At 72.8% G+C, this 22,274-nt stretch carries 21 protein-coding genes; 12 read left to right on the top strand and 9 right to left on the bottom strand.

All coding sequences use genetic code 11. From position 1 onward, the window contains the following. Positions 1-37: 37 nt before the first annotated feature. The 8 genes from GRQ65_RS10130 to GRQ65_RS10165 all read left to right on the top strand — a co-directional run bounded on the left by GRQ65_RS10130 (position 38) and on the right by GRQ65_RS10165 (position 6,616). On the top strand, positions 38-1,351 hold the full coding sequence (locus GRQ65_RS10130; RefSeq protein ID WP_160877801.1) for a nucleotide sugar dehydrogenase: 1,314 nt from the start codon (positions 38-40) through the stop codon (positions 1,349-1,351). A gap of 30 nt (positions 1,352-1,381) precedes the next feature. After that, on the top strand, positions 1,382-2,608 hold the full coding sequence (cysC, locus tag GRQ65_RS23980) for an adenylyl-sulfate kinase (protein WP_160877803.1): 1,227 nt from the start codon (positions 1,382-1,384) through the stop codon (positions 2,606-2,608). Positions 2,609-2,729: 121 nt separating this feature from the next. Further along, positions 2,730-3,716: a sulfite exporter TauE/SafE family protein gene (locus GRQ65_RS10140; RefSeq protein WP_160877805.1), complete on the top strand. Its 987-nt coding sequence runs from the start codon at positions 2,730-2,732 to the stop codon at positions 3,714-3,716. 10 nt (positions 3,717-3,726) lie between these two features. Further along, positions 3,727-4,686 carry an asparaginase gene (locus GRQ65_RS10145; RefSeq protein WP_160877807.1) on the top strand — a complete coding sequence of 320 codons (960 nt, stop codon included), beginning with the start codon at positions 3,727-3,729 and terminating at the stop codon, positions 4,684-4,686. 89 nt (positions 4,687-4,775) lie between these two features. Further along, on the top strand, positions 4,776-5,204 hold the full coding sequence (locus GRQ65_RS10150; RefSeq protein ID WP_160877809.1) for a helix-turn-helix domain-containing protein: 429 nt from the start codon (positions 4,776-4,778) through the stop codon (positions 5,202-5,204). A 10-nt stretch (positions 5,205-5,214) separates the two neighbouring features. Continuing rightward, a complete protein-coding gene (locus GRQ65_RS23380; protein ID WP_202387954.1) occupies positions 5,215-5,832 on the top strand; it encodes a hypothetical protein in 618 nt (205 codons plus the stop codon). A gap of 83 nt (positions 5,833-5,915) precedes the next feature. Next, positions 5,916-6,197 (top strand): DUF2516 family protein, encoded by a 282-nt coding sequence (locus GRQ65_RS10160; protein ID WP_160877811.1) that lies wholly within the window; start codon positions 5,916-5,918, stop codon positions 6,195-6,197. A gap of 65 nt (positions 6,198-6,262) precedes the next feature. Beyond that, positions 6,263-6,616, top strand: coding sequence for a phosphomannose isomerase type II C-terminal cupin domain (locus GRQ65_RS10165; protein WP_160877812.1), 354 nt, complete (start codon positions 6,263-6,265; stop codon positions 6,614-6,616). 111 nt (positions 6,617-6,727) lie between these two features. On the opposite strand, the gene GRQ65_RS10170 is transcribed toward GRQ65_RS10165, so the two are convergent. Both GRQ65_RS10170 and rfbB read right to left on the bottom strand, forming a co-directional pair. Further along, positions 6,728-8,131 carry a sugar nucleotide-binding protein gene (locus tag GRQ65_RS10170; protein ID WP_160877813.1) on the bottom strand — a complete coding sequence of 468 codons (1,404 nt, stop codon included), beginning with the start codon at positions 8,129-8,131 and terminating at the stop codon, positions 6,728-6,730. 72 nt (positions 8,132-8,203) lie between these two features. Continuing rightward, on the bottom strand, positions 8,204-9,202 hold the full coding sequence (gene rfbB, locus GRQ65_RS10175) for a dTDP-glucose 4,6-dehydratase (protein ID WP_160877814.1): 999 nt from the start codon (positions 9,200-9,202) through the stop codon (positions 8,204-8,206). A gap of 75 nt (positions 9,203-9,277) precedes the next feature. Between rfbB and rfbA the strand changes: the two genes are divergently transcribed. Further along, entirely contained in the window at positions 9,278-10,141 is an 864-nt protein-coding gene (gene rfbA / locus GRQ65_RS10180) for a glucose-1-phosphate thymidylyltransferase RfbA (RefSeq protein WP_160877815.1), read from the top strand. Between the two features lie 15 nt (positions 10,142-10,156). Here the strand turns inward: rfbA and GRQ65_RS10185 are convergent, their stop codons facing one another. From GRQ65_RS10185 to GRQ65_RS10205, 5 genes are all read right to left on the bottom strand, one after another. After that, positions 10,157-11,020 (bottom strand): GAF domain-containing protein, encoded by an 864-nt coding sequence (locus GRQ65_RS10185; protein ID WP_160877816.1) that lies wholly within the window; start codon positions 11,018-11,020, stop codon positions 10,157-10,159. Next, positions 11,017-12,504 carry a chemotaxis protein CheW gene (locus GRQ65_RS10190; protein WP_160877817.1) on the bottom strand — a complete coding sequence of 496 codons (1,488 nt, stop codon included), beginning with the start codon at positions 12,502-12,504 and terminating at the stop codon, positions 11,017-11,019. The genes GRQ65_RS10185 and GRQ65_RS10190 overlap by 4 nt, the downstream gene beginning before the upstream one ends. 16 nt (positions 12,505-12,520) lie before the next feature. Further along, positions 12,521-13,849: a methyl-accepting chemotaxis protein gene (locus GRQ65_RS10195; protein ID WP_202387876.1), complete on the bottom strand. Its 1,329-nt coding sequence runs from the start codon at positions 13,847-13,849 to the stop codon at positions 12,521-12,523. 131 nt (positions 13,850-13,980) lie between these two features. Continuing rightward, entirely contained in the window at positions 13,981-15,006 is a 1,026-nt protein-coding gene (locus GRQ65_RS10200; protein ID WP_160877819.1) for a GDP-mannose 4,6-dehydratase, read from the bottom strand. A 34-nt stretch (positions 15,007-15,040) separates the two neighbouring features. Then, positions 15,041-15,559, bottom strand: coding sequence for a WcaF family extracellular polysaccharide biosynthesis acetyltransferase (locus tag GRQ65_RS10205; protein WP_160877960.1), 519 nt, complete (start codon positions 15,557-15,559; stop codon positions 15,041-15,043). 308 nt (positions 15,560-15,867) lie between these two features. Here GRQ65_RS10205 and GRQ65_RS10210 point away from each other — a divergent pair, with 308 nt between their 5' ends. Together GRQ65_RS10210 and GRQ65_RS10215 are read left to right on the top strand one after the other, a co-directional pair. Further along, complete coding sequence (locus GRQ65_RS10210) at positions 15,868-16,806, top strand: glycosyltransferase (protein ID WP_160877820.1); 939 nt, start codon at positions 15,868-15,870, stop codon at positions 16,804-16,806. Continuing rightward, a complete protein-coding gene (locus GRQ65_RS10215) occupies positions 16,803-18,038 on the top strand; it encodes a right-handed parallel beta-helix repeat-containing protein (RefSeq protein WP_160877821.1) in 1,236 nt (411 codons plus the stop codon). Before GRQ65_RS10210 ends, GRQ65_RS10215 begins: the two co-directional genes overlap by 4 nt. On the opposite strand, the gene GRQ65_RS10220 is transcribed toward GRQ65_RS10215, so the two are convergent. Both GRQ65_RS10220 and GRQ65_RS10225 read right to left on the bottom strand, forming a co-directional pair. After that, positions 18,029-19,243, bottom strand: coding sequence for an MATE family efflux transporter (locus tag GRQ65_RS10220; RefSeq protein ID WP_160877822.1), 1,215 nt, complete (start codon positions 19,241-19,243; stop codon positions 18,029-18,031). The two genes, GRQ65_RS10215 and GRQ65_RS10220, sit on opposite strands and share 10 nt — an antisense overlap. After that, positions 19,244-20,581, bottom strand: a complete 1,338-nt coding sequence (locus GRQ65_RS10225; protein WP_160877823.1) for a hypothetical protein — start codon at positions 20,579-20,581, stop codon at positions 19,244-19,246. A gap of 70 nt (positions 20,582-20,651) precedes the next feature. Here GRQ65_RS10225 and GRQ65_RS10230 point away from each other — a divergent pair, with 70 nt between their 5' ends. Next, positions 20,652-22,076, top strand: a complete 1,425-nt coding sequence (locus tag GRQ65_RS10230) for a hypothetical protein (protein ID WP_160877824.1) — start codon at positions 20,652-20,654, stop codon at positions 22,074-22,076. The last annotated feature ends 198 nt before the right edge of the window (positions 22,077-22,274 follow it).

Consider the following 22,274-nt stretch of genomic DNA (forward strand, 5'->3'; position numbering starts at 1 on the left):
ACTCGCGATCGAGCGGATCGCACCTAGACTCCGCCGCGTGAAGATCTCAGTGTTCGGTTGTGGCTACCTCGGAGCGGTGCACGCCGCGTGCATGGCGAAGCTCGGCCACGAGGTGGTCGGCGTCGATGTCGTCGAGGCCCACATCGCCTCCCTGGCGGCCGGCAAGGCGCCGTTCCACGAGCCGGGGCTGCCCGAGCTGCTCACCGAGGCCCTGGAGAGCGGGCGCCTCGAGTTCACCACCGACGCCTCCCGTGCCGCCGACGCCACCGTCCACTTCATCTGCGTCGGCACGCCGCAGAAGCGCGGCGAGAACGCCGCCGACCTCGCCTACGTCCGCGCCGCGACCGACACGGTCCTCGGACTGCTCAAGCCCGGCGACGTCGTCGTCGGCAAGTCGACCGTGCCGGTCGGTACCGCCGAGGAGATCGCGGACCGCATCGCCGAGTCGGTGCCCGAGGCCCAGCTCATCTGGAACCCGGAGTTCCTGCGCGAGGGGTTCGCCGTCAAGGACACGCTCCACCCCGACCGCCTCGTCTACGGGTTCCGCGCGGGCGACGCCGGTGCCGAGGCGGCGACGGTCCTCGACGAGGTGTACGCCGCGACCCTGGCCGAGGGCACGCCCAAGATCGAGACCGACCTGGCCACCGCCCAGCTGGTCAAGGTCGCTGCCAATTCGTTCCTCGCCACGAAGATCTCCTTCATCAACGCGATGGCCGAGCTGTGCGAGGCCACCGGCGCCGACGTCACGATGCTCGCCGACGCCATCGGTCACGACGCCCGCATCGGGCGACGCTTCCTCAACGCCGGCGTCGGCTTCGGCGGCGGCTGCCTGCCCAAGGACATCCGGGCCTTCATGGCTCGTGCGGGCGAGCTCGGTGTCGACCAGGCGCTGACCTTCCTGCGCGAGGTCGACGCGATCAACATGCGCCGCCGGGTCCGCATGGTCGACCTGGCCCGCGAGGTGTGCGGCGGCTCGATCGTGAGCCGGAAGGTCGCCGTCCTCGGTGCGGCGTTCAAGCCCGACAGCGACGACATCCGCGACTCACCGGCGCTGAGCGTCGCCGCGCAGATGCAGCTGCAGGGGGCGCAGGTCACCGTCACCGACCCGCAGGCCATCGACAACGCTCGCAAGAAGTGGCCCGACCTCGCCTACGCCGAGACCGTCGAGGACGCCGTCCGCGGCGCCGAGGTGATCCTCGTGCTCACCGAGTGGCCTGAGTACGTCGCACTCGACCCGACCGCGCTCGCGGACCAGGTCGCCGCGCCGCGCATCGTCGACGGCCGCAACTGCCTCGACCCCGCCACCTGGCGCGCCGCCGGCTGGACCTACCGCGCGCTGGGCCGCCCCTGATCCTCGGAGCGCGCCTGACACGATGAGCCCGTGTCGACGAACGCCCCCCAGCACTGCCCCACCCCGGTCGAGCTCGACGACCTCGAGCTTCTGACGAGCGGCGCGCTGCCCGACGTGCGCGCCTTCAACGAGCCGGGCAGTGTCCTCGCGCTGCACCTGCCGGACGGCGTCGACGCGGCTGCCCGCGAGGCGGGTGCGGTCGAGCTCGTCGACCCCGAGGGTCTGCCCCTCGCCCGGGTCGCGTGGCCCGAGGGCACCGTCGAGCCGCTGACCCACGCGCAGTTCGGACCGTTCCGCTCGCTGCGGCTCACGCCGACGGCCTACCGCGAGCAGCACTCCGGCCGTACCGTCGTGCCGGTCGGCGATCCGCTCACGCGGGCCCAGCTCGAGGAGCTGGCCGGTCTCGGACCGGTCACGCTGCTGACCTTCGTCGGCACGGGCACCTCCTGGCTCTCGCCGGTCGCCCTGGTGCGGGCCACCCGCGCCGCAGCCGCGGCGCTGACTGACGCGGTCGTCGTCACCGTCCCGCTCGCCGCCCACGGCGACGCGGCGGCCGACCACGCGCTCGGCGAGGCCGTCGTCGAGGCCTACGCCGGCGACGACCCGGTCCACGCCCTGCGGGAAGGGTCCGACGACGACGAGCTGCCGGCCGACGTGCAGTCGGTCGTCGACCGCGACCGCCCGGAGCCCGCCGGGCAGGGGCTCGTCATCTTCTTCACCGGTCTGTCCGGGAGCGGCAAGTCGACCCTCGCCCGAGCGCTGGTCGACCTCCTGCTCGAGCAGGGCGAGCGGACCGTCACCAGCCTCGACGGCGACGTCGTGCGGCGCAACCTCTCGGCCGGGCTGACCTTCTCCCGCGAGGACCGCGAGACCAACATCCGCCGCATCGGCTGGGTCGCCGCCGAGATCGCGCGCCACGGCGGCGTCGCGGTCGTCAGCCCGATCGCGCCGTACGACGAGACGCGGCGGCAGGTGCGCGAGATGGTGGAGGACGCCGGCGGCGCGTTCTTCCTCGTCCACGTCGCGACCCCGCCCGAGGAGTGCGAGCGCCGAGACCGCAAGGGCCTCTACGCCAAGGCGCGGCGCGGCGAGATCCCGGAGTTCACCGGCATCTCCTCGCCGTACGAGGAGCCCGAGGACGCCGACGTGCGCGTCGACACGACGGGCAGGTCGATCGACGACGCACTCGGCGACGTCCTCGACGGCCTGCGCGACGCGGGCTACCTCGACCTGCGGGTGGACGCCGCGCCGCGCTGACCGGCGACGCCTTAAGGTCTCTCGGAGGGAGTGCCGTCGCAGGGTGCGCGACGGCCCGCCCTGGACACCGCGTGCGGTGCCGCCTGCCCTGACGCACCCGTTGTGACAGGAGCCCCGGCCCATGGATCTGCTCACCACCACCGCGCTGTCGATCCTGGTGGCGGGGTTCGTCGTCGGCGTCGTCGTCGGGCTCACCGGGATGGGCGGCGGGGCACTGATGACCCCCGCCCTGATCTTCCTCGGCGTCGGCAACCCGGCGGTCATCGTGACCGCCGACCTCACGGCGGCCGCCATCTACAAGACCGGCGGCGCGATCGTGCACGCCCGGGAGGGCTCGCCCAACCTCCAGCTCGCCAAGTGGCTGATCATCGGCTCGGTCCCGATGGCGCTGCTCGGCCCGCACCTGGTGGCGTGGCTGACCGACGACGAGGACCAGCTGCACTTCGTGCTGCTCATGGCGATCGGCTTCGCACTCCTGCTCGCCGCGGCGACGTACGCCCTGCGGCTCTACCTCAACCTCCGCCGCGTCCGCAGCGGCCGCGGCGAGGGTGACGCCGACCCGGCGATCCGTCCCGTGCCGACCCTGCTGGTGGGCGCCCTCGGCGGCCTGCTCGTCGGTGTCACCAGCGTCGGCAGCGGCTCGGTCATCATGGTCGCGCTCCTCATGCTCTACCCCGGCCTGAGCGCGGTGCGGCTGGTCGGCACCGACCTGGTCCAGGCGGTCCCCCTCGTGCTCGCTGCGGCCATCTCCAACATCGCGCTCAACGGCATCGACTGGAGCCTGCTCATCCCGCTCGTGATCGGCTCCGTGCCGGGCACGCTCATCGGCAGCAAGATCGCCCCGCGCGTGCCGCAGTCCTACATCCGCCGCGGCATCGTGGTGGTGCTGACCATGTCGGGTGTCGCGCTGCTGGACAAGGCGGGCTGGGCGCCGCTCGGGACCGACGAGACGCACCCCATGCTGATCGCGGGCGTCGGCGTGGCCACGCTCGTCCTCGTCCCGATCGTGTGGGGGCTGCTGCGCCGCAGCCAGGGGTTGCCGATGTTCGGTGCCCCCACGGTGGCCGAGCTCGAGGGCGAACGGCGCCACGCCTCGCGCACCTCGTAGCCTTCCTCGGGTGCCTGCACCTGTCGTCGTCGCCGAGGTCGTCCGCTCCGGGTTCGTCGAGGGCCACCACCACGGCTCGGTGGTCGCACTGGACCGCGACGGTGTGGTCGAGTGGTCGGTCGGCGACGTGACCTCACCGGTCCTCCCGCGCTCCTGCAACAAGCCGCTGCAGGCGGTCGCCATGGTGCGGATGGGTCTCGACCTGCCGCCCGAGCTGCTGGCGCTCGCGAGCGCCTCCCACAGCGGCGAGGCGTTCCACCTCGACGGCGTGCGCCGCATCCTCGGGCTCGCCGGCCTCGACGAGTCGACCCTGCAGACCCCGCCCGACCTCCCGCTCGACGAGGCGACCCGCACCGCCGCCCTGCGCGCAGGTGAGGAACCGTCGTCGATCGCGATGAACTGCTCGGGCAAGCACGCCGCGATGCTGCTCACCTGCGCCACCAACGGGTGGGACACCGCGACCTACCTGGCCGCGGACCACCCGCTCCAGCAGGGCATCGCCGCGACCTTCGCCGACCTGACCGGCGAGCCCGTCGCGGTCACCGCCGTCGACGGGTGCGGCGCACCGCTGCTCTCGACCTCGCTCACCGGCCTGGCGCGGGGCTTCCGCGCCCTCGCCGTCGCCACCGACGGACCCGAGCGGCGCGTGGCCGAGGCCGTGCGCGCGCACCCGGCATACGTCTCCGGCACGACGCGCGACGAGCTCGCGCTGCTGACCGCGATCCCCGGTGCGGTCGGCAAGGCCGGGGCCGAGGCGTGCTATGCCGTCGCCCTGCCCGACGGGCAGGCCTTCGCCCTCAAGATCGACGACGGCGGGGTGCGCGCGCGCCCCGTCGTGATGGCGGAGGCGCTGCGCCGATCCGGCGTCACGCGACTGCCGGGCGTCGATGTCGCCGCTCTCGAGGCGACGGGACGTGCGCCCCTGATGGGCGGCGGGCACCCCGTCGGCGAGGTACGCGCAGCGTTCTGACCCTGGGCAGCGCGCGGTGTGCGCGCGGTGTGACTGGACCCACGCCCAATCTGCTTGCTTGTGCTAGCAGCAGCTAGCACCATGGAGACATGGCCAAGGGAACCGTCGGCGAGCGCGTGGGGGAACAGGTCGGCAAGACCGCCGACGCGCTCGGTGACTACCTGAAGGAGCAGCGGCTGCTCGCGCGGTTGTCGCTCCGACAGCTGGCCACGCAGGCAGGGATCTCCAACCCCTACCTGAGCCAGATCGAGCGCGGCCTGCGCAAGCCGTCGGCCGAGGTGCTCCAGCAGATCGCCAAGGCGATGCGGATCTCCGCGGAGTCGCTGTACGTGCGGGCCGGCATCGTCCACCCCACCGACGGGGTCGGGGGCTCGGTCGAGCTCGCGATCCTCGGCGACACCCAGCTGAGCGAGCGCCAGAAGCAGACCCTGCTCGACGTCTACACCTCGTTCGTCGCCATCAACGGCGCGGACGCGGCCGACACTCCCGACGCGGACACCACCGAGAACACTCACTGAGGAGGCCACCATGGCCAGCACCACCTTCGACATCAACGACCTGCGCGCCGAGGCGCAGCGCGGGCTCCACGCCGGCGTCGGCGCCGTCGACCTCGCGATCGAGGCCGTGCGCACCGCGCTCGACGACGCCCAGAAGCGCTTCGAGGAGCGCATCGCCACCGCTCAGAAGGAGGCGCAGGAGCGCTTCTCCACGGTGCAGAAGTCGGTCAAGGACTTCGACTTCGAGCCCAAGGCCCTGCGCGACCAGGCGACCAGTGTCGTCGCCTCTCGCGTCGAGGAGCTCACCAAGGAGGCCCGCGCCCGCCGCGAGGCCGTCGAGAAGCGCGTCGCCGAGCTCCAGGCCGAGGCCCAGAAGTTCGTGACCGAGAACGTCGAGACCGCGACCGGCACCTACACCGAGCTCGCGAAGCGCGGCGAGGTCGTCGTCAACCGCCTGCTCAAGGAGACCTCGTCGAACGTCGACCCGGGCAACGTCTCCAAGACCACCGGCGAGCGCGTCACCGCGAAGAAGACCCCCGCGAAGAAGTCCACCTCGCGCCCCGCGACCGCCAAGAAGGCCCCGGCCAAGAAGTCGGCCGCCAAGAAGGCCCCGGCGAAGAAGACGACCACCGGCTCGTCGGCCAGCTGATCCGCCGTACGTCGCACCGTCGAGAGCCCCGCAGCCCCCGGGTTGCGGGGCTCTCGTGCGTCCGGCCCCGCTAGGGTGGCGCGGTGAACGTCTTCCAGGTCGAGGGCACGATCTCGACGGTCGTGTTCTTCGTGCTGCTCGCGGTGAAGCTGTTCGCCTTCGTCAGCGCGCTGATGTTCTCCGGCCCCTCCTACGAGGCCGCGGGCAAGCTCACCAAGGTCGCGTGGTGCGCGATCCTCGGGCTCGGGCTCGCCTTGCACCTGCTCGGCTCGCCGCTGGGCTTCCTGTCGATCGCCTTCACCATCGCGGCCTTCGTCTACCTCGCCGACGTGCGTCCGGCTTTGGCCAACCTCACACGTCGCTGAGGGGCGCCTCCGCGCGCGGCTCCCGTAGGGTGCTCGCTACAGCGTCGCACGGGGGAAGGTCGGGAATGGTTCTGGAGTCTGACGATCGCCCCTGGGGCTCGTGGCACGTGCTCGACGAGGCGCCCGGGTTCAAGGTCAAGCGGATCGTGGTGACCCCTCACCAGCGGCTGTCCTACCAGACCCACGAACACCGCGCCGAGCACTGGTTCGTGGTCTCCGGCAAGGCGACCTGCGTCATCGACGGCGAGACCGTCCTGCTCGGCCCCGGCGAGTCCTGCGACATCGAGATCGGCCAGGCCCACCGCATCTGCAACGCCGAGGACGAGACCCTCGTGATCATCGAGGTCCAGCGCGGCGCCTACACCGGTGAGGACGACATCGTCCGCCTCGAGGACGACTACGACCGGGCTGGTTCCTGAGCGTCTGACGATGGTGGTTCCAGACAGGCCTAGCGGCCTTCCTCAACCATCGCGAACGGTGGTTGAGGAGGCCGGCTACGGCCGTCTCGAAACCACGACCCGAGAGACCCCTCAGCTCGAGGCAGCGACGTACCGCTCGAGGGCGGTGCGGGCGTCCTCCGGCTCGAAGCCGGTGGCCCGGATCTTCGACAGGTCCATGACACTGCGCAACGGGCGCGGGGCGAGGTCCTTGCCGGCGAAGTACTCCTCGGTCGTCGTCGCCGAGACGTCGTCGGCCGAGCGGCCCGAGAGCTCGAAGACGGCCTTGGCCACGTCGGCGAACGACGTCGGATCACCGCCGTTGCTCACGTTGTAGGTGCCGTACGCCGCGGCGGAGGTGAGGAGGTGACGGGTCGCCCGCGCGAGCTCCCCGGTGAAGGTGAGCCGGCCGACCTGGTCGTCGACGACCGTGGGGCTGACACCGTTGGCGGCGAGCTGCTGCATCGTGCGCACGAAGTTCTTGCCCTCGCCGATCACCCACGAGGTGCGCAGCACGAAGTGGCGCGGCGCGGCGGCCACGGCGATGTCGCCGGCCGCCTTGGACTGGGCGTAGACGCCGAGGGGCGAGAGCGGCTCGTCCTCGGTGTGCGGGTCGAGGGTGCCGTCGAAGACGTACTCGCTGGAGTAGTGCACCAGCGTGAACCGGTGCTCGGCCGCGAGCCGGGCCAGCGTCGCGGGGGCCGAGGCGTTGGCCGCCCAGGCCGTACGACGGCCGTCGGCGGTCTCCGCGGCGTCGACCGCGGTGTAGGCCGCGGCGTTGAGCACCAGGTCGTACTCGCGCCACGGCCACGCGGCCACCTGGGCTGCGTCGCTGACGTCGAGGACCGAGACGCCCTCGCCGGCGCGGAGGTCGACCAGGTCGGCGCCCGGGAACTCCGCCTGCAGGGCCTGGCCCAGCTGGCCGTGCGCGCCGACGATGAGCGTGCGGCGGGGGGCCATCGGCACGACGTCGTCGAGGTAGGGCGTCGTCTTGTCCTTCTCCGAGATCTCGGCCTCGTCGAGCGGGATCGGCCACGCGATGGCGACCGTCGGGTCGGCGAGGTTGAGCGCGGGGTAGGTCGTGCCCGCGCGCCAGTGGTCGTTGACCAGGTAGGAGTACGTCGTGCCGTCCTCGAGCGCCTGGTAGGAGTTGCCGACGCCGCGCGGCACGAAGACCGCCACGCTCGGGTCGGCCTCGACCGTCACGGTCGCGCCGAAGGTGTCGCCCTCGCGCATGTCGACCCAGGCGCCGAAGATTCGGCCGGTGACGACGGAGACGAACTTGTCCCACGGCTCGGTGTGCACGCCGCGGGTCGCGCCGCGGTGGGCGTTGTAGGAGATGTTGTGCTGGACCGGGCCGAAGTCGGGCAGGCCGAGCGCGGTCATCTTCTCGCGCTGCCAGTTCTCCTTGAACCAGCCGCGGGCGTCCTCGTGGACCGGCATCCGGACGATGAGCAGCCCGGGAATCGCGGTCGTCTCGACGGCGAGGTCAGCCATGTCAGTTCCAGCCTTCGCGAGAGGGGTTTCGAGACGGTCGCTGCGCGACCTCCTCAACCATCGGGTGGTGGGTCACTGGCCCTTGGACGCGTAGAACGCCTCGGTGGCCTGCTTGGCCGGGCGCCACCACTCCTCGTGGCTGCGGTACCACTCGACGGTGTCGGCGAGACCGGCCTCGAAGTCCTCGAAGCGCGGCGACCAGCCGAGCTGCGAGCGCAGCTTGCCGGACTCGATGGCGTAGCGGCGGTCGTGACCGGCGCGGTCGGTGACGAACTCGATGTCGTCCTCGCTGCGCCCGAACGCCGCGAGCAGGGCCTTCACCACCTGGAGGTTGTTGCGCTCGCCGTCGGCGCCGATGAGGTAGGTCTCGCCGTACTGCCCGTCGCGCAGGATCGCCAGGACCGCCGAGGAGTGGTCGTCGGCGTGGATCCAGTCGCGGACGTTGAGGCCGTCGCCGTAGACCTTCGGCGGGACGCCGTCGATGAGGTTGGTGATCATCCGGGGGATGAACTTCTCGACGTGCTGCCACGGGCCGTAGTTGTTGGAGCAGTTCGAGATCGTCGCCCGCACCCCGAAGCTGCGCACCCAGGCGCGGACGAGGTGGTCGGAGCCGGCCTTGGAGGCGGAGTACGGCGAGGAGGGGTTGTACGGCGTGTCCTCGGTGAACCGCTTCGGGTCGTCCAGCTCGAGGTCGCCGTAGACCTCGTCGGTCGAGACGTGGTGCAGACGGGTGTCGTGCTTGCGCGCCGCCTCGAGCAGCGTGAACGTGCCGATGATGTTGGTCTGGACGAACGGCGAGGGGTCGTGCAGCGAGTTGTCGTTGTGCGACTCGGCCGCGAAGTGGACCACCGCGTCGTGGTCGGCGAAGAGCCGGTCGACGACCTCGGCGTCGGCGATGTCGCCGACCACGAGCTCGACCCGGTCGGAGGGGAGCTCGGCCAGCGAGGCCTCGCTGGCGGCGTAGGTCAGCTTGTCGAGGACGGTCACCCGGGCCTCGGTGTTGCGCACCACGTGGTGCACGAAGTTCGAGCCGATGAAGCCGGCGCCGCCGGTCACGAGAATGCGGTCCACGGGCCCCGACCCTAGGCCATCTCGCCGGCCTCTCCGGTTTTCCAGGCGCTGTGATCCTCGTTAGGGTCGCGAGCCATGCGCGGAATCATCCTGGCCGGAGGCACCGGCTCCCGGCTGCACCCCATCACCCTCGCGGTGAGCAAGCAGCTCATGCCGGTCTACGACAAGCCGATGATCTACTACCCGCTCACCACGCTGATGCTCGCCGGCATCCAGGACGTGCTGGTCATCACCACCCCGCACGAGGCCGAGCAGTTCCGCCGCCTCCTGGGGGACGGCTCGCAGTTCGGCATCTCGATCTCCTACGCCGTGCAGCCCTCGCCCGACGGCCTCGCCCAGGCCTTCGTCATCGGCGCCGACCACGTGGGCGACGACCACGTCGGCCTCGTGCTGGGCGACAACATCTTCTACGGCGCCGGCCTCGGCTCCCGGCTCAACCGCTTCGACGACCTCGACGGCGCTGCGGTGTTCGGCTACCGCGTGGCCGATCCCACGGCGTACGGCGTCGTGGAGTTCGACGAGTCCGGCAAGGCGCTCTCGCTCGAGGAGAAGCCGGCCGAGCCGAAGAGCGACTTCGCGGTGCCCGGCCTCTACTTCTACGCCCCCGACGTCGTCGAGAAGGCCGCGTCGTTGAAGCCCTCGCCGCGCGGCGAGCTGGAGATCACCGACCTGAACCGGATCTACCTCGAGGAGGGGCGCCTCCAGGTCGAGGTGCTGCCCCGCGGGGCCGCCTGGCTCGACACCGGCACGGTCGACGACCTCAACGAGGCCGGCAACTACGTGCGGGCCATCGAGCACCGCCAGGGCCTCAAGATCGGCTGCCCGGAGGAGGTCGCCTGGCGGATGGGCTTCGTCGACGACGCCCGCCTGCGCGAGCTCGCCGAGCCGCTGGTCAAGAGCGGCTACGGCACCTACCTGCTGAGTCTGCTCGACCACTGACCTCAGCGGCGGCCTTCAGCCCGACAGCTCGCCCCGTCGCGCCCGGGCGGACCGGCGCTCCTCGAGCGTCTCGACGACCGTCGCGGCCTCCTCGGCGAGGGCGGCGAGGTCGGCGTCGGTGAACTCCCGCGCCTGAGTGTCGACCACGCAGCAGGTCCCGACGACCTCGCCGCGCGGGGTCACCAGGGGCACGCCCGCGTAGCTCGCCGTGCCCTCGTGGAAGACCAGGGGGTTGACCCGGTGCAGGACGTCGGCGTGGGCGTCGGGGACCACGTGCGGCTCCCGGGTCCGCCGGATCGTGGAGCAGAAGCTCCACTCCGCCGGTGTGCCACCCGCGCGCAGGATCCACTGTGGCATCCCGTGCTGTCCGACCGTGCCCTGCGCGCCCTCCAGGAGGATGTTGACCGCGCCGGTCGCCGCGCCGGTGCGCTGGGCGGCGCGGGCCGCGACCTGGTCGAGGTCGGGCCGGATCTCGGGGCTGAAGGGGTCGAGGTCGGCGATCTCCTGCAGCCTCCGTCGGCTGGGCACTCGGGTGCGGAGCAGCTCGTCGAGGGCTCGCCGGGCCCAGTCCCACGGCGGTGCGGCGGCCTGCTCTGCGCGCGCGGCCAGCTCGCGGTAGGTCGCGATCCGGATCGCGGTCGACCGGGCGAGCAGGCCCACCACACCGCCGCCGCGCCCGACGGTGGTCGCCACCCGCTCGAGATCGGCGAGGGTGAGGGTGTCGGGGGAGTCGTCGAGCTCCAGCTGCTCGCAGGCCGCCCGCCACGGACTGTCGACCTCGTCGCCGGTGGCCGCGAGGAGGCGTCGTACGTCGGCAGCGCTGGGAGCGCGGTAGTCGTGGCTGCGCAGTCGCAGCTGCTCCGCGGCGATCGTGCTCATGCGACGGCCTCCTCGAGCGCGAGCACGGGCGCCTCGACGGTGCTGCCGTCGAGTAGGGCGCGCGCCACCCGGTGCAGGTCGAGCTCGGGCAGGAGCCGGTCGACGCCGGCCACCCGCACGAGGGGCGAGGTCTCGAGCAGGCGGCGCGGGGCGGCCCGGTCCGGCCCGGTCGGCGCCTCGGGGTCCGCCCAGGTGCGCGGCCGGATGTCCTGGAGCCGGTCGACCGCGAACCCGACGTGGCGTCCGTCGACCTCGACCAGCAGCAGGCACCCGGCTCCCGGCTCGGTCGTGGTGCGGCCGAGGAGCGGGCCGAGCGGGACGACGGTCACGGTCTGGCCGCGGTGGACCACGAGGCCGCTGACGTCGGCGACGTGGGTGCGGGTGAGCTCGGCGGGCGACGGCAGGATCTCGACGACCTGGTCGAGCGGCGTCGCGACGAGGACCCCGCCGACCGCGTAGGTCAGGCAGGTGGGGCCCGTGGCGGCGACGTCGTCGTCGACGGACTCGTGCGTCGCCTCGGCCACCGCGCACCCGAGCGCGGCGTACGCCGCCACGTCGGGGTCGGCGCGCAGGCCCTCGGCCCGCAGGACCAGGCACGTGTCGTCCCCGAGCTGCTGCACGCCGTCGACGAGGTCGCTGCGGCGGGTCGCCTGCGGCGGGACGGGCATCGTGGGGCCGGGGGAGTGCTGCAGCAGCTCGAGCCTGGTGACGGCGAGCACGACGTCGCCGGCGCCTGCCGGCACGACGACACCGGCCGCCACGAGGTCGGAGGACAGGGGCTCGAGGCCCAGCAGCGTCATCGGGTCGAGCACCGCCAGCTCGCGTCCGCCGTGGACCGTCGTGCCGAGGCAGGCGCCGCCCGTCAGCACCGAGGGGGTCACGCTCGTCAGCGGCACGGTCGTGCGGACCTCGGCGATCGGCAGGGCCAGGAGCTGACCGCCGCAGCGCACGACGGTGAGCGAGGGCCGGCCCTCCTCGACGCCTGGCCCGGTGCCGTCGGCGGTGTCGGCGGCGGACACCGCGGCACGGCGTTCCTCGACGCTCGGCACGCCCGGCAGGCCGGTGAGGGCCGCGGGGTCCAGGACGCTCACGCACACGGCGTCCTCGCCGACCTGGACGAGGTGTGAGAACAGCAGCGGGGCCCCCGCGGCCGCGACGGACTGGAGGGAGTCGCGCTCCACGCTCGCCACCCCGCGCACCTCGTCGACGACGACGCCGACGAGCCGTCCCTCGTGGACCACGACGACGACCACGCGGCCCGTGCCGGCCTCCGCGCCCTCGACGTGGGCGACTGTGCCCAGGTCGACGACGGGCAGTATGGCGTTCCTCAGCGCCATCGCGCCCAGCAGACCCGGGGCGCGCACCGGCAGTGCGGCCAGCTCCTCGGGGTGGGGGACGACCTCGCGCAGTGCCTCCAGCGGCAGCGCGACGTCCATGCCGGCCGCACGCAGCAGCCCCAGCCGCACCTCGTCCACCTCGCTCATGACGGGGCTCATGAGGTCACCGCTCGGTCGAGAGCTCGGCGATGAGCTCGTTGACGCGCTCGGAGGCCCGCTGCTGCTTCTTGGTGGAGCCGGAGATCGCCAGGATCGCCTCGTTGGTGCGCACGACGCTCGAGACGATGCGCTCGAAGGCTCCCTCGGCGCGCTTGGAGACGTCCGAGCCCTGGTCGACGCGGTCGGCCGCCTCGGCGATCAGCTCACCGATCTCGCTCGCGGCCTGCGAGGAGCGTTCGGCGAGCTTGCGCACCTCGCCGGCGACGATGGAGAAGCCGACCCCGTGCTCGCCCGCGCGGGCCGCTTCGATGGAGGCGTTGAAGGCGAGCAGGTTGGTCTGCTCGGCGATGGAGGAGATCACCTTCGCGATGTCGGCGATCGCACCGGACGAGCGCTGGATCAACCGGATCGCCTCGATCGAGGCACGGAGAGCCTCGACGCCCTGCTCGGCGTTGCCGTGGGTCTGTGCGGCGAGCTCGGTCGCCGTCCGGGACTCGGCGGCGATGTCGTCGATCGACTCGGCGAGCGCCCGGACGGTCTCGGTCATCTCCTCCGCACCACGGGCGACCCGGTGCTCGCGGTCGACCTCGCTCGTGACGTCGTAGGCGTACTTCACGATCTTGACCGGCTCCCCGGTGAGGTCGAGCACCGGGTTGTACGTCGCCTGGATGTAGACGTCGCGGGCGTACTTGCCGCGCCGGTGGAACCGTCCGGCGATCACCTCGCCCTTGCCGAGGCGCAGCCAGAAGTCGCGATACTCCACCGAGCGGGTGTGCTCCTCGGTGCAGAACATGCTGTGGTGCTGCCCGACCACCTCGCGCTGGGTGTAGCCCATCGCTCTGAGGAAGTTGTCGTTGGCGGCCAGCACGTTGCCCTCGAGGTCGAACTCGATGACCGCCTGTGCGCGGTCGACCGCGGCCAGTCGTGCCTCCACCTCCGCGCGGGCCAGCTCGGCCGCGGCAGCCGCCTCGTCGTCGACCGGCTCGACGGTCTCGGTGGCGGCGTAGAGGACACCGGAGCCGAGCGGACGGCACTCGCCCCGGAGCCAGACCGTCGAGCCGTCGTCGCGCACCCAGGCGGTCTCCGACGGGCCGGCGAGCAGGCGCTCCCACGTCGTGCTCCCCTCGCCCTCGGTGCCGGCGCGTTCCGGACGGAGCAGCGTGGCGAGGTGTCGGCCCCGCAGCTCCTCGGACGAGCGACCCAGCAGCTCGCACAGCCGAGCGCCGGCGTCGACGACGGTGCCGTCGGCGTCCAGGCGCGCTACGGCGACGAGTCCGTCGAGCGCGTCCAGCACGTCGGACGGCTCGAGTCGTGCGGTCGTGGCGTGGTCCACGGGTGCCCTCCGGATCCTCGGGGTCCCCGGCACGCTGCCGGGGCCCAGCGTCGATCCGGTGCGGTCATCGGATCGTCCTTGGTGCACGGTCGGCGGCGCTGGCGCGCGTCTGAGGGGTTTTCCTTGACTGTCTAGTCAATCTTGACGTCACGCCGAGTGTGGAGGTCAGAAGTGCGGCCCGATTGCCGGGACTGCTCGGCGAGGTCGGCGTCGACCATCATCGCCACGAGCTCGCGGAACGCCACCCGCGGCTTCCAGCCGAGCTCGGTGCGCGCCTTGCTGGCGTCGCCGACGATGTGGTCGACCTCGGCCGGGCGCGTGAACCGCGGGTCGGTGCGCACGTGGCGCTCCCAGTCGTCGATGCCCACGTGCTGGAAGGCGGTCGCGACGAAGTCGCGCACCGCGTGCGTCTCGCCCGTGGCGACGATGTAGTCGTCGGGCTCGTCGCGCTGCAGCTGCAGCCACATGGCCTCGACGTAGTCGCCGGCGAAGCCCCAGTCGCGGTGGGCGTCCAGGTTGCCCATCACCAGCTCGTCCTGGAGACCCAGCGCGATCCGCGCGACGCCGTGGCTGATCTTGCGGGTCACGAACTCCAGGCCGCGGCGCGGCGACTCGTGGTTGAAGAGGATGCCGGAGGAGGCGTGCATCCCGTAGGACTCGCGCGAGTTGATGGTGAGGTAGTGCGCGTAGACCTTGCTGACGCCGTACGGCGAGCGCGGCCAGGGCAGGGTCCGCTCGGTCTGCGGGGTCTCCTGCGCCTTGCCGAAGATCTCCGAGCTCGACGCCTGGTAGAAGCGCACCCGCCCCGGGTCGTCGCCGAGGTGCAGGCGGAGTGCCTCGAGGACGTTGAGCACCCCGACCGCGGTCACGTCGGTCGTGAGGTGGGCGTTGTCCCAGGAGTAGGCCACCGACGAGACGGCGCCGAGGTTGTAGACCTCGTCGGGCTGGGAGTCGCGCAGGGCGCGCACCAGGCTGGTCATGTCGGTGAGGTCGCCGCGGTGCAGCTGCACCTCGGGCACGAGCGAGCGCACCAGGTGCTGCTTGGGGTTGTCCTGCCCACGGATCAGACCGTGGACCTCGTAGCCCTTCGCGATCAGGAACTCCGCGAGGTAGAGCCCGTCCTGTCCGGTGATCCCGGTGATGAGAGCGGCTGGCACGTGCCCACTCTGTCGCAGGTGGTGAGAGGGGTGCTCACCCTCCCGGGGGCGCGGTGACCGTGGCGTGCGCCGGGACGTCGCGTACGACGAGCGCCGTGGCCCCGATCGTCGCTCCCTCGCCGACGTGCACGCCGCGCAGCACGGTCGCCCGGGCCGCGACCCAGGCGCCGTCGCCGATCGTGATCGGGGCGTTGTCGAACTCGAACGTCGGGGAGCGGCGGTCGTGGCTCCCGGTGCACAGCAGCACGTCCTGCGAGACGCACACCTGGCGGCCGATGGTGATCGGCTCGAGGTCGAGCAACCAGGCGCCCTCCCCGATCCAGGAGTGGTCGCCGACGGTCAGCTTCCAGGGCCAGTGCACCCGCACCCGGTGGCGCACCAGCACGCCCTCGCCGATCGTGGCCCCGAAGGCCCGCAGGATGGCCACCCGCAGCCGGGCCGGGCACCACCACCGCACGAACACCGTGCCCGAGACCAGCAGCCACAACGCCTGGGTCAGACGGCCGCGCCCCACGTCGTAGCCGGCCCCGGTGAACCCCGACAGGTCGCGCATCGCTGACACGCGGCCACCCTAGGCGGCCACACGTCGGTGGTCGGGAGGTCGTGCCGCCTCGGTGGTCGGGAGGTCGTGCAGCGACCGTCACGACACCACGTCTGATGTCCAGTGGTTTCGAGACAGGACTTCGTCCTTCCTCGACCACCGGGACCGGCGCCGCCGGTGGTTGAGGAGGTCGTGCAGCGACCGTCTCGAAACCACCTGTTCGTGGGAGGGGTTTCGAGACAGGACTTCGTCCTTCCTCAACCACCCGCACCACGGGTTCGTTGCCGGTGACAACGGACGTGAGGGCTAGATTGACCCGCGTGACGGGGGCGAGCGGGGCGCAGCCGGGTCGTGGCGACCCCGGACGTCCGGAGCACGTGCCGGCCGTCTCGGTCTGCGTGCCGCTCTACATGAAGGAGCGGTTCGTCGCGCGGACGGTGCAGAGCGTCCTCGACCAGACGTTCGGCGACTTCGAGCTGGTCGTCGTCCACAACGCCAGCCCGGACCGCTCGGGCGAGGTCGTGCGCTCCTTCGACGACTCGCGCATCCGCGTGGTGGACAACGCCGAGACCGTGCCCGGGCCCGAGAACGTCGCCCGCGCGGTCGGGCTCGCCCGCGCGCCGCTGGTGAAGATCCTCGCCGCCGACGACGTCCTCTACCCGACGGTGCTCGCCCGCCAGGTCGCCGCCCTGGCCGATCCCGGCGTCGCGGTGGTCAGCTGCCGTCAGCACATGATCGACGAGGACGACCGGGTGCTCTACCCCGACCGGAGCCTGCGCCACGGCGACCTGGTGGGGCGTCGCGACCGGCGGACCGTCGTGCGCCGGGTGGTCCGGCACACCGGCAACCCGCTCGGGGCCTACGCCAACCTGATGTTCCGCCGTGCCGACTACGAGGCGATCGGGGGCGTGCCGGCCGACGCGCCCTGGATCGCCCACGACCTCGCGCTCACCCTCGCGCTGCTGCAGCGGGGCGACTTCGTCGGGCTCGACGAGACGCTCGTCGGCTTCCGCATCGGCTCCGGCTCGTCGTCGGCGGCCCAGAGCTCGGAGGGGATCGCCGACCAGGTGGGGTTCACGCGGCGGCTGCGGCGCGACGAACGCGCAGACCTCCGGGCCTCCGACCTCGTCGCGAGCCACCTGCGGATGCCGCTGATGCGGGTGCGCCACCGGCTCATCGTCGCCGCGGCCGGGCCCCGCGACGACACCCGCACCCGCGTGGCCCGCCAGGTGCTCGGCCTCAGTCGCCCGCACGCGTGAGCGCGCGCCGGGCGAGGCCCCTGTTCCTTCTCCTCGCCCTGGCCCTCGTGCTCACGGTCGGCGGCGCGGTGGTGCCGCGGCCGCTGCCCTCGACGACCGGCAGCACGCCGTACCAGGTCCCGGCGAGCGGCGCGCGCCTCGAGCTCACGGCGTTCGGCGCGGTGTGCGACGGCACGACCGATGACCGCCCCGCCCTCGAGGCGGTCCTCACGCGACTCGGCGAGCTCGGCGGTGGGGTGCTGGAGCTGCCGGACCGGCCGTGCCTGGTGAGCCCGTCGCTCGAGGACGACCCGTTCCTGCTGGTGCCCTCGGGTGTGACGGTGCAGGGGAGCGGGCCGGCGTCGGGGCTCCAGCTCGGCTGCGCCGCCTCCGACCAGTACGTCGAGCTGCTGAGGCTCGCGGGCGGCTCGATCGCCCTGCGCGACCTCACCCTCGAGCGGGTGGAGGACTGCTACGGCGTCGTGCTCGCGCTCTACGTCACCCGCGGGCTCACCCTCGACGGCGTGCGCATCGACGGCGGGACCGACGGGGCCGGCGCGCGGTTCGGCGCGACCCTGCACGGCATCGACCTGCGTCAGGTCGACGGTGGTTCCAAGGCGATCCTGCTCGACGACATCACGGTCGAGGGGGTCGACTACGGGCTGTTCCAGAGCAACGAGGTGGCGTCGGCCTACACCGGCATCACGGTGCGCGGCTCGCGCTTCCGCGACAACCGGGCCGACGACCTGGAGTTCAACGCCCCGGCGGGCTCGATGCGGCGAGTGCGGGTCGAGGACAGCGAGTTCCGCGACAACCGCGCGGTCGCCGACGGCTCGGGCATCGGCGTCGGCCTGGCCAACGTGCAGGACGCCGTCGTCAGCGGCAACGACTTCGAGGGCTACCTCTTCGAGCCCGTGCACGTCGAGGACCGCTCGGCGCGCGTGGTCGTGAGCCGCAACGCGTTCCGCGACTGCTTCACCGCCGCGCGCGACTACGCCTCCCACGTCTTCGTCGTCAACGGCTCCCACGACGTGGTCGTGCGCGACAACCTCTTCGACGCGACCGCCAACCGCGCGCCGTTCCAGGCCGTCTTCCTCGGTGCGGGCGGACCCGGGCTGACCGCACCGTTCGACGTCGTCGTCGAGGGCAACCGCTACGTCACCCCGCTGGGACTGCCGCTGCTCCACAGCGACGGCGACGACGTGGTCGTCAGGGAGAACGTCGTGACGTCCGGCCCGGGCGCTCAGGAGTAGGGCAGCCGCCGCGCCCGCAGCAGGCACGCGGCGCCGGTCGCGAGGCCGACGACGGCGAGCCCGACGGCGACGCCGCGCGCGGTGCCGACCGCGAGCCCGGCGACGGCGACGGCCGCGAGCAGGCCGACCCACTGGGCCACCTGGAAGCGCAGCGCGACGTCGACGCGGTTCTTGGCGCGGCACCACACCACGCCGGCGGTCATGAGGGCGATGCCGACGTACTCCACCGTCGTGGCGAGCAGCACCCGGTCGGTGAGCGGCCACGTCGCGCCGAGCAGGGCGGCGCCGAGGTCGTCGGAGACGAGCAGCGCCATCACCAGACCGAACCCCGCTGCGACCGTGCAGAGCACCGCCGTGACGCCCACGAGCAGCCGCTCCCCGCCTGCGTCGCGCCGCCGCCGCACCTCGGGCACGAGGGCGAGGATGGAGGCCGCCATCAGGGTGTTGAGCGGCCCGAAGACCGTCGAGGCGCCTCGCAGCGCCGCGACGGCGTCGGCGCCGACGAGCAGCGTGACCAGGCTCAGCACCACGATCGGCCCACCACCCGCGAGGGCGGCGTCGCCGGCGAGCTGGGCGTGGCGCCGGTCGCCGACCAGCCACGCCCACGCGCCCGCGCCGCGCGGACGCTCGGCGAGACCGGCGCCGACGAGCACCAGGGTCGCCACGACGAGCCCCGCGGCCCACACCAGGGCGCAGACCCACGCGGGTGCGGGCGAGGCGGCGAGCACCTGGTAGCCGAAGAGGACGAGCACGACCAGCGTCCAGGTGCCGTCGGCGACCAGGGCCGCCCCGGGTCGGCCACGCGCCACGGCGACGTAGCGCAGGAAGTCCTGCAGGGTCAGCAGCGGCAGGGCCAGCGCCCACACCAGCAGCACCCAGGCGAGGGCGGGGTCACGCACCGCCGCGGCGACGACGAACGGCGCCGCGCCGATCGCCAGCAGCGTGCCCACGGCGAGCGCCAGCCACGACGAGCGGGCGACCGAGACTGAGGTGTCGTCGGTGCTGCTGTCGATCGTGAACGGCGTCGCCACGACCGAGCGCGACAGGGCCAGGGCGAGGTTGAGCACCGCGACGCCGAGGGCGTAGGTGCCGAACTGCTCGGGGGTGGCGGCCCGAGCGAGGCTGAAGACCAGGACGAAGTTGCCCAGGCTGGAGGCGAGCTGGTCGGCCGTCGTGACCAGCAGCCGCACGGAGCTGCGCGGCATCTAGGGCCGGGTCGCAGACGGCGTCACAGACGGGGCTGCGAGCGAACGGCGTCGTGACCGGTCGAGGACCAGCCGGTGCGACCGGTCGGAGTCGGCACGGCGTTCGGCCCAGAGCACGCCGAGGAGCAGGGGCAGCAGCGGATTGGAGAACGTCTCGGTGCCCGCCGGGAACCCCGCGACGAGGCCGCTGGTGACGAAGAGCAGCAGCGCCGCGCGCCAGACGTCGACCTCCGCCGCCACCAGCGTCGACCACAGGTAGCGCACGATCACCAGCACCAGGCCCAGCCACCACAGCAGCCCCAGAGCCCCGGCCTTGAGGATGACGTAGGACGTGACGAGGTGGACGTCGTCGACCCGGAGCAGGTCGCGGCCCGACTGGCGCAGCGTCTCGCGGTCGGGGGAGTCGGTCAGGTCGACGGTGGCGGCAGGCCCGCGCCCGATGAGCGGGCCGAGCGGGGTCTCCTGCACCTCGTGCAGCACCTGCTGGGTCTCGTAGGCGCGCTGGGCAAGCGTGACGTCGTCGCCGGTGTACTCGCCGCTGAGGTACGCCGTCACGCCGGGCAGCGCGACGACGCCGAGCAGTCCGAGCGTGCCGACGGTCATCGCGGCCGCGCGCAGGGTGCGGGGCAGCACGGCGACGAGCACGACGCCGGCGCACACCGCGATCTGGCCGAGCACCGCGATGCTGATGGGCAGCCCCGGCCCGGGGCTCAGGGCCTGCGAGCCGAGCACGGCGAGCGCCACGGTCCCCGCCCCCCAGGCCAGTCGGTGCTGGCGGCCCTTCAGGGTCATCAGCAGCGCGAGGAAGACGGCGGGCACGACCAGTGCGCCGTACGGCGTGAGGGTGAGGGTGCGCAGGCTGGCCGCCAGCACGGCTGCGACGGTGGTGCCGGCGAGCAGCCAGTAGCGCTGCCGCTCGTCCCACCGCCCGGCGACCGCGCCGCAGACGCCGAGCAGCGAGAAGCCGCCGAGCAGCAGGACGCCCTGGACGGCGTTGGTCGGCAGCCCGTCGGTCAGGAAACCGCCCAGGTTGACCAGGCCGCTCAGCGCGGCGAGCAGGAGCGGCGCCCAGAGCCACAGCGGGCCCAGGCGCACCCGCCGCCCGCCCGTGCCGAGGTGGAGCACGATCAGCACGGCCCCGAGGTAGACCAGCGGCAGCACCAGCCGTCGGGACGCCCCGGCGGCGGCGAAGACCTGGCCGCCTCCCACCAGCAGCGTGACAGCCAGGCTCAGAGCGAGGGTGCCGAGGACCAGGACGAGCACGAGGCGAGGACCGACGGGCCCACGGCGACGGGTCGGGGACGGGCGCACGTCAGCCTCCGCGCTCGCCCCCGTCATGCCCGGAGCATACGAGCCCCGAGCCGCGACGGGACTGTCTGCGGGGGCGCTCTCGCCTACAGTGCGGACCGTGGAGTTCGACACCTACGTGCGTGCGGTGCTGCGGCACTGGTGGCTGGTCCTCGGCACCGTGCTGATCGCGGTGGCGGTCGCCGGGGTGTTCACCGAGACCCGCGCCAAGGTCTACGAGGGCGTTACCACCGGCCTGGTCGTGGTCAACGGCGGGAGCGCCTCGAGCACCGACCTCGCCGACGCGGCGCAGTCGCGCGCGACGACGTACGCCGCGCTCGCGCGCAGCGAGGCGACGGCGACGCTCGCGGCCGACAGCCTCCGCACCGACGAGACGCCCTCCGACCTGCTCGACCACGTGACCGTGCAGGTGACCCCCGAGACCGCCCTGATCCAGATCGCGGCGCGCGACACCAGTCGCGAGCAGGCCGTCCAGCTCGCCAACGCCTGGATGGACGCGCTGACCTCGCGGGTGGCGACGATCGAGGGCGACGGCGGGTCCGACCTCAACGTGGTGGAGACCGCCGTCGCCTCGACCGACCCCGTCTACCCCCGCCCGGCGCTCAACCTCGCGGTCGGCGTGCTGCTCGGCCTGCTGGCCGGCGCCGGTGCCGCGATCGCGCTGGACGTCGTACGCCGCCGCGTGCGCTCGGCCTCCCAGATCGGCGGCACCTGGGGCGTCGACGTCCTCGCCGAGCTGCCGTCGCTGCGCCGCCCCACTGGTCGCCGCGTGCCGCTCCTGGCCCTCGTCGACGACGGCGAGCAGGTCGGGGCGGTGGAGCAGATCCGTCAGGCCCGGCTCAAGCTCGGTCGCGCCCGCCCCGGCGGCACCCCGCACCAGATCGTCGTGACCAGCCCCTCGCCGGGCGAGGGCGCCTCCACCGTGGCGCTCGAGCTCGCCGCCGCGGTGGCGGCGGCCGGCGAGCCCGCCGTCCTCGTCGAGGGCGACCTCGCCCGTCCGGTGATGGCCGACGAGCTCGAGCTCGACCCCGACCGCGGCCTGTGGCAGGTGCTCGAGGCCGGTGCCGACCTCGACGACGTCCTGCAGGAGAACCACGACCAGCCCGGGCTGAAGCACCTCGTCGCGGGCGCGGTGACCAGGCGCGGCGCGGAGCTGTTCGGCTCCGAGGACGTCGTGCGGCTGCTGCGCCGCCTCGCCGAGGACCACGTCGTGGTCGTCGACGCCCCCGCCGTCCTCGGCTCCAGCGTCGCCGCCGTCGTCTGCCAGCACGCCGACGGCGTCGTGCTCGTGACCCCGCCCGAGCCGCGGGTCGACACGGTCACCGACGCGCTCGACCACCTCGACGTCGTCCGCGCCGACGTGCTCGGTCTGGTCACCACCGCCAGCCGTCCCTCGGGGCTGCGCGGCCGGCTCGGTGCGGTGGTCCGCCCCCGCCCGGTCCGCTCCGGCCCCGTCGCCCCCGCCAAGGCGACGGGCCCCTCCGCCGCGGCCGCGTCCGGCCGAGCGACGGGTCGTACGGCGTAGCCCTCCCCCGGTGGTTGAGGAGGTCCGCTAGGACCGTCTCGAAACCACTGTGCGGTCGGGTGGTTTCGAGACAGGACTTCGTCCTTCCTCAACCACCGGTGCCGACAGGACGTCGTGCTCCCTCGACCTCCGACATCGGTGGTTGAGGAGGCCGGCTACGGCCGTCTCGAAACCACTGTTGCGGTCGGGTGGTTTCGA

This window comes from Nocardioides flavescens (assembly GCF_009823805.1).
Taxonomy (GTDB): domain Bacteria; phylum Actinomycetota; class Actinomycetes; order Propionibacteriales; family Nocardioidaceae; genus Nocardioides; species Nocardioides flavescens.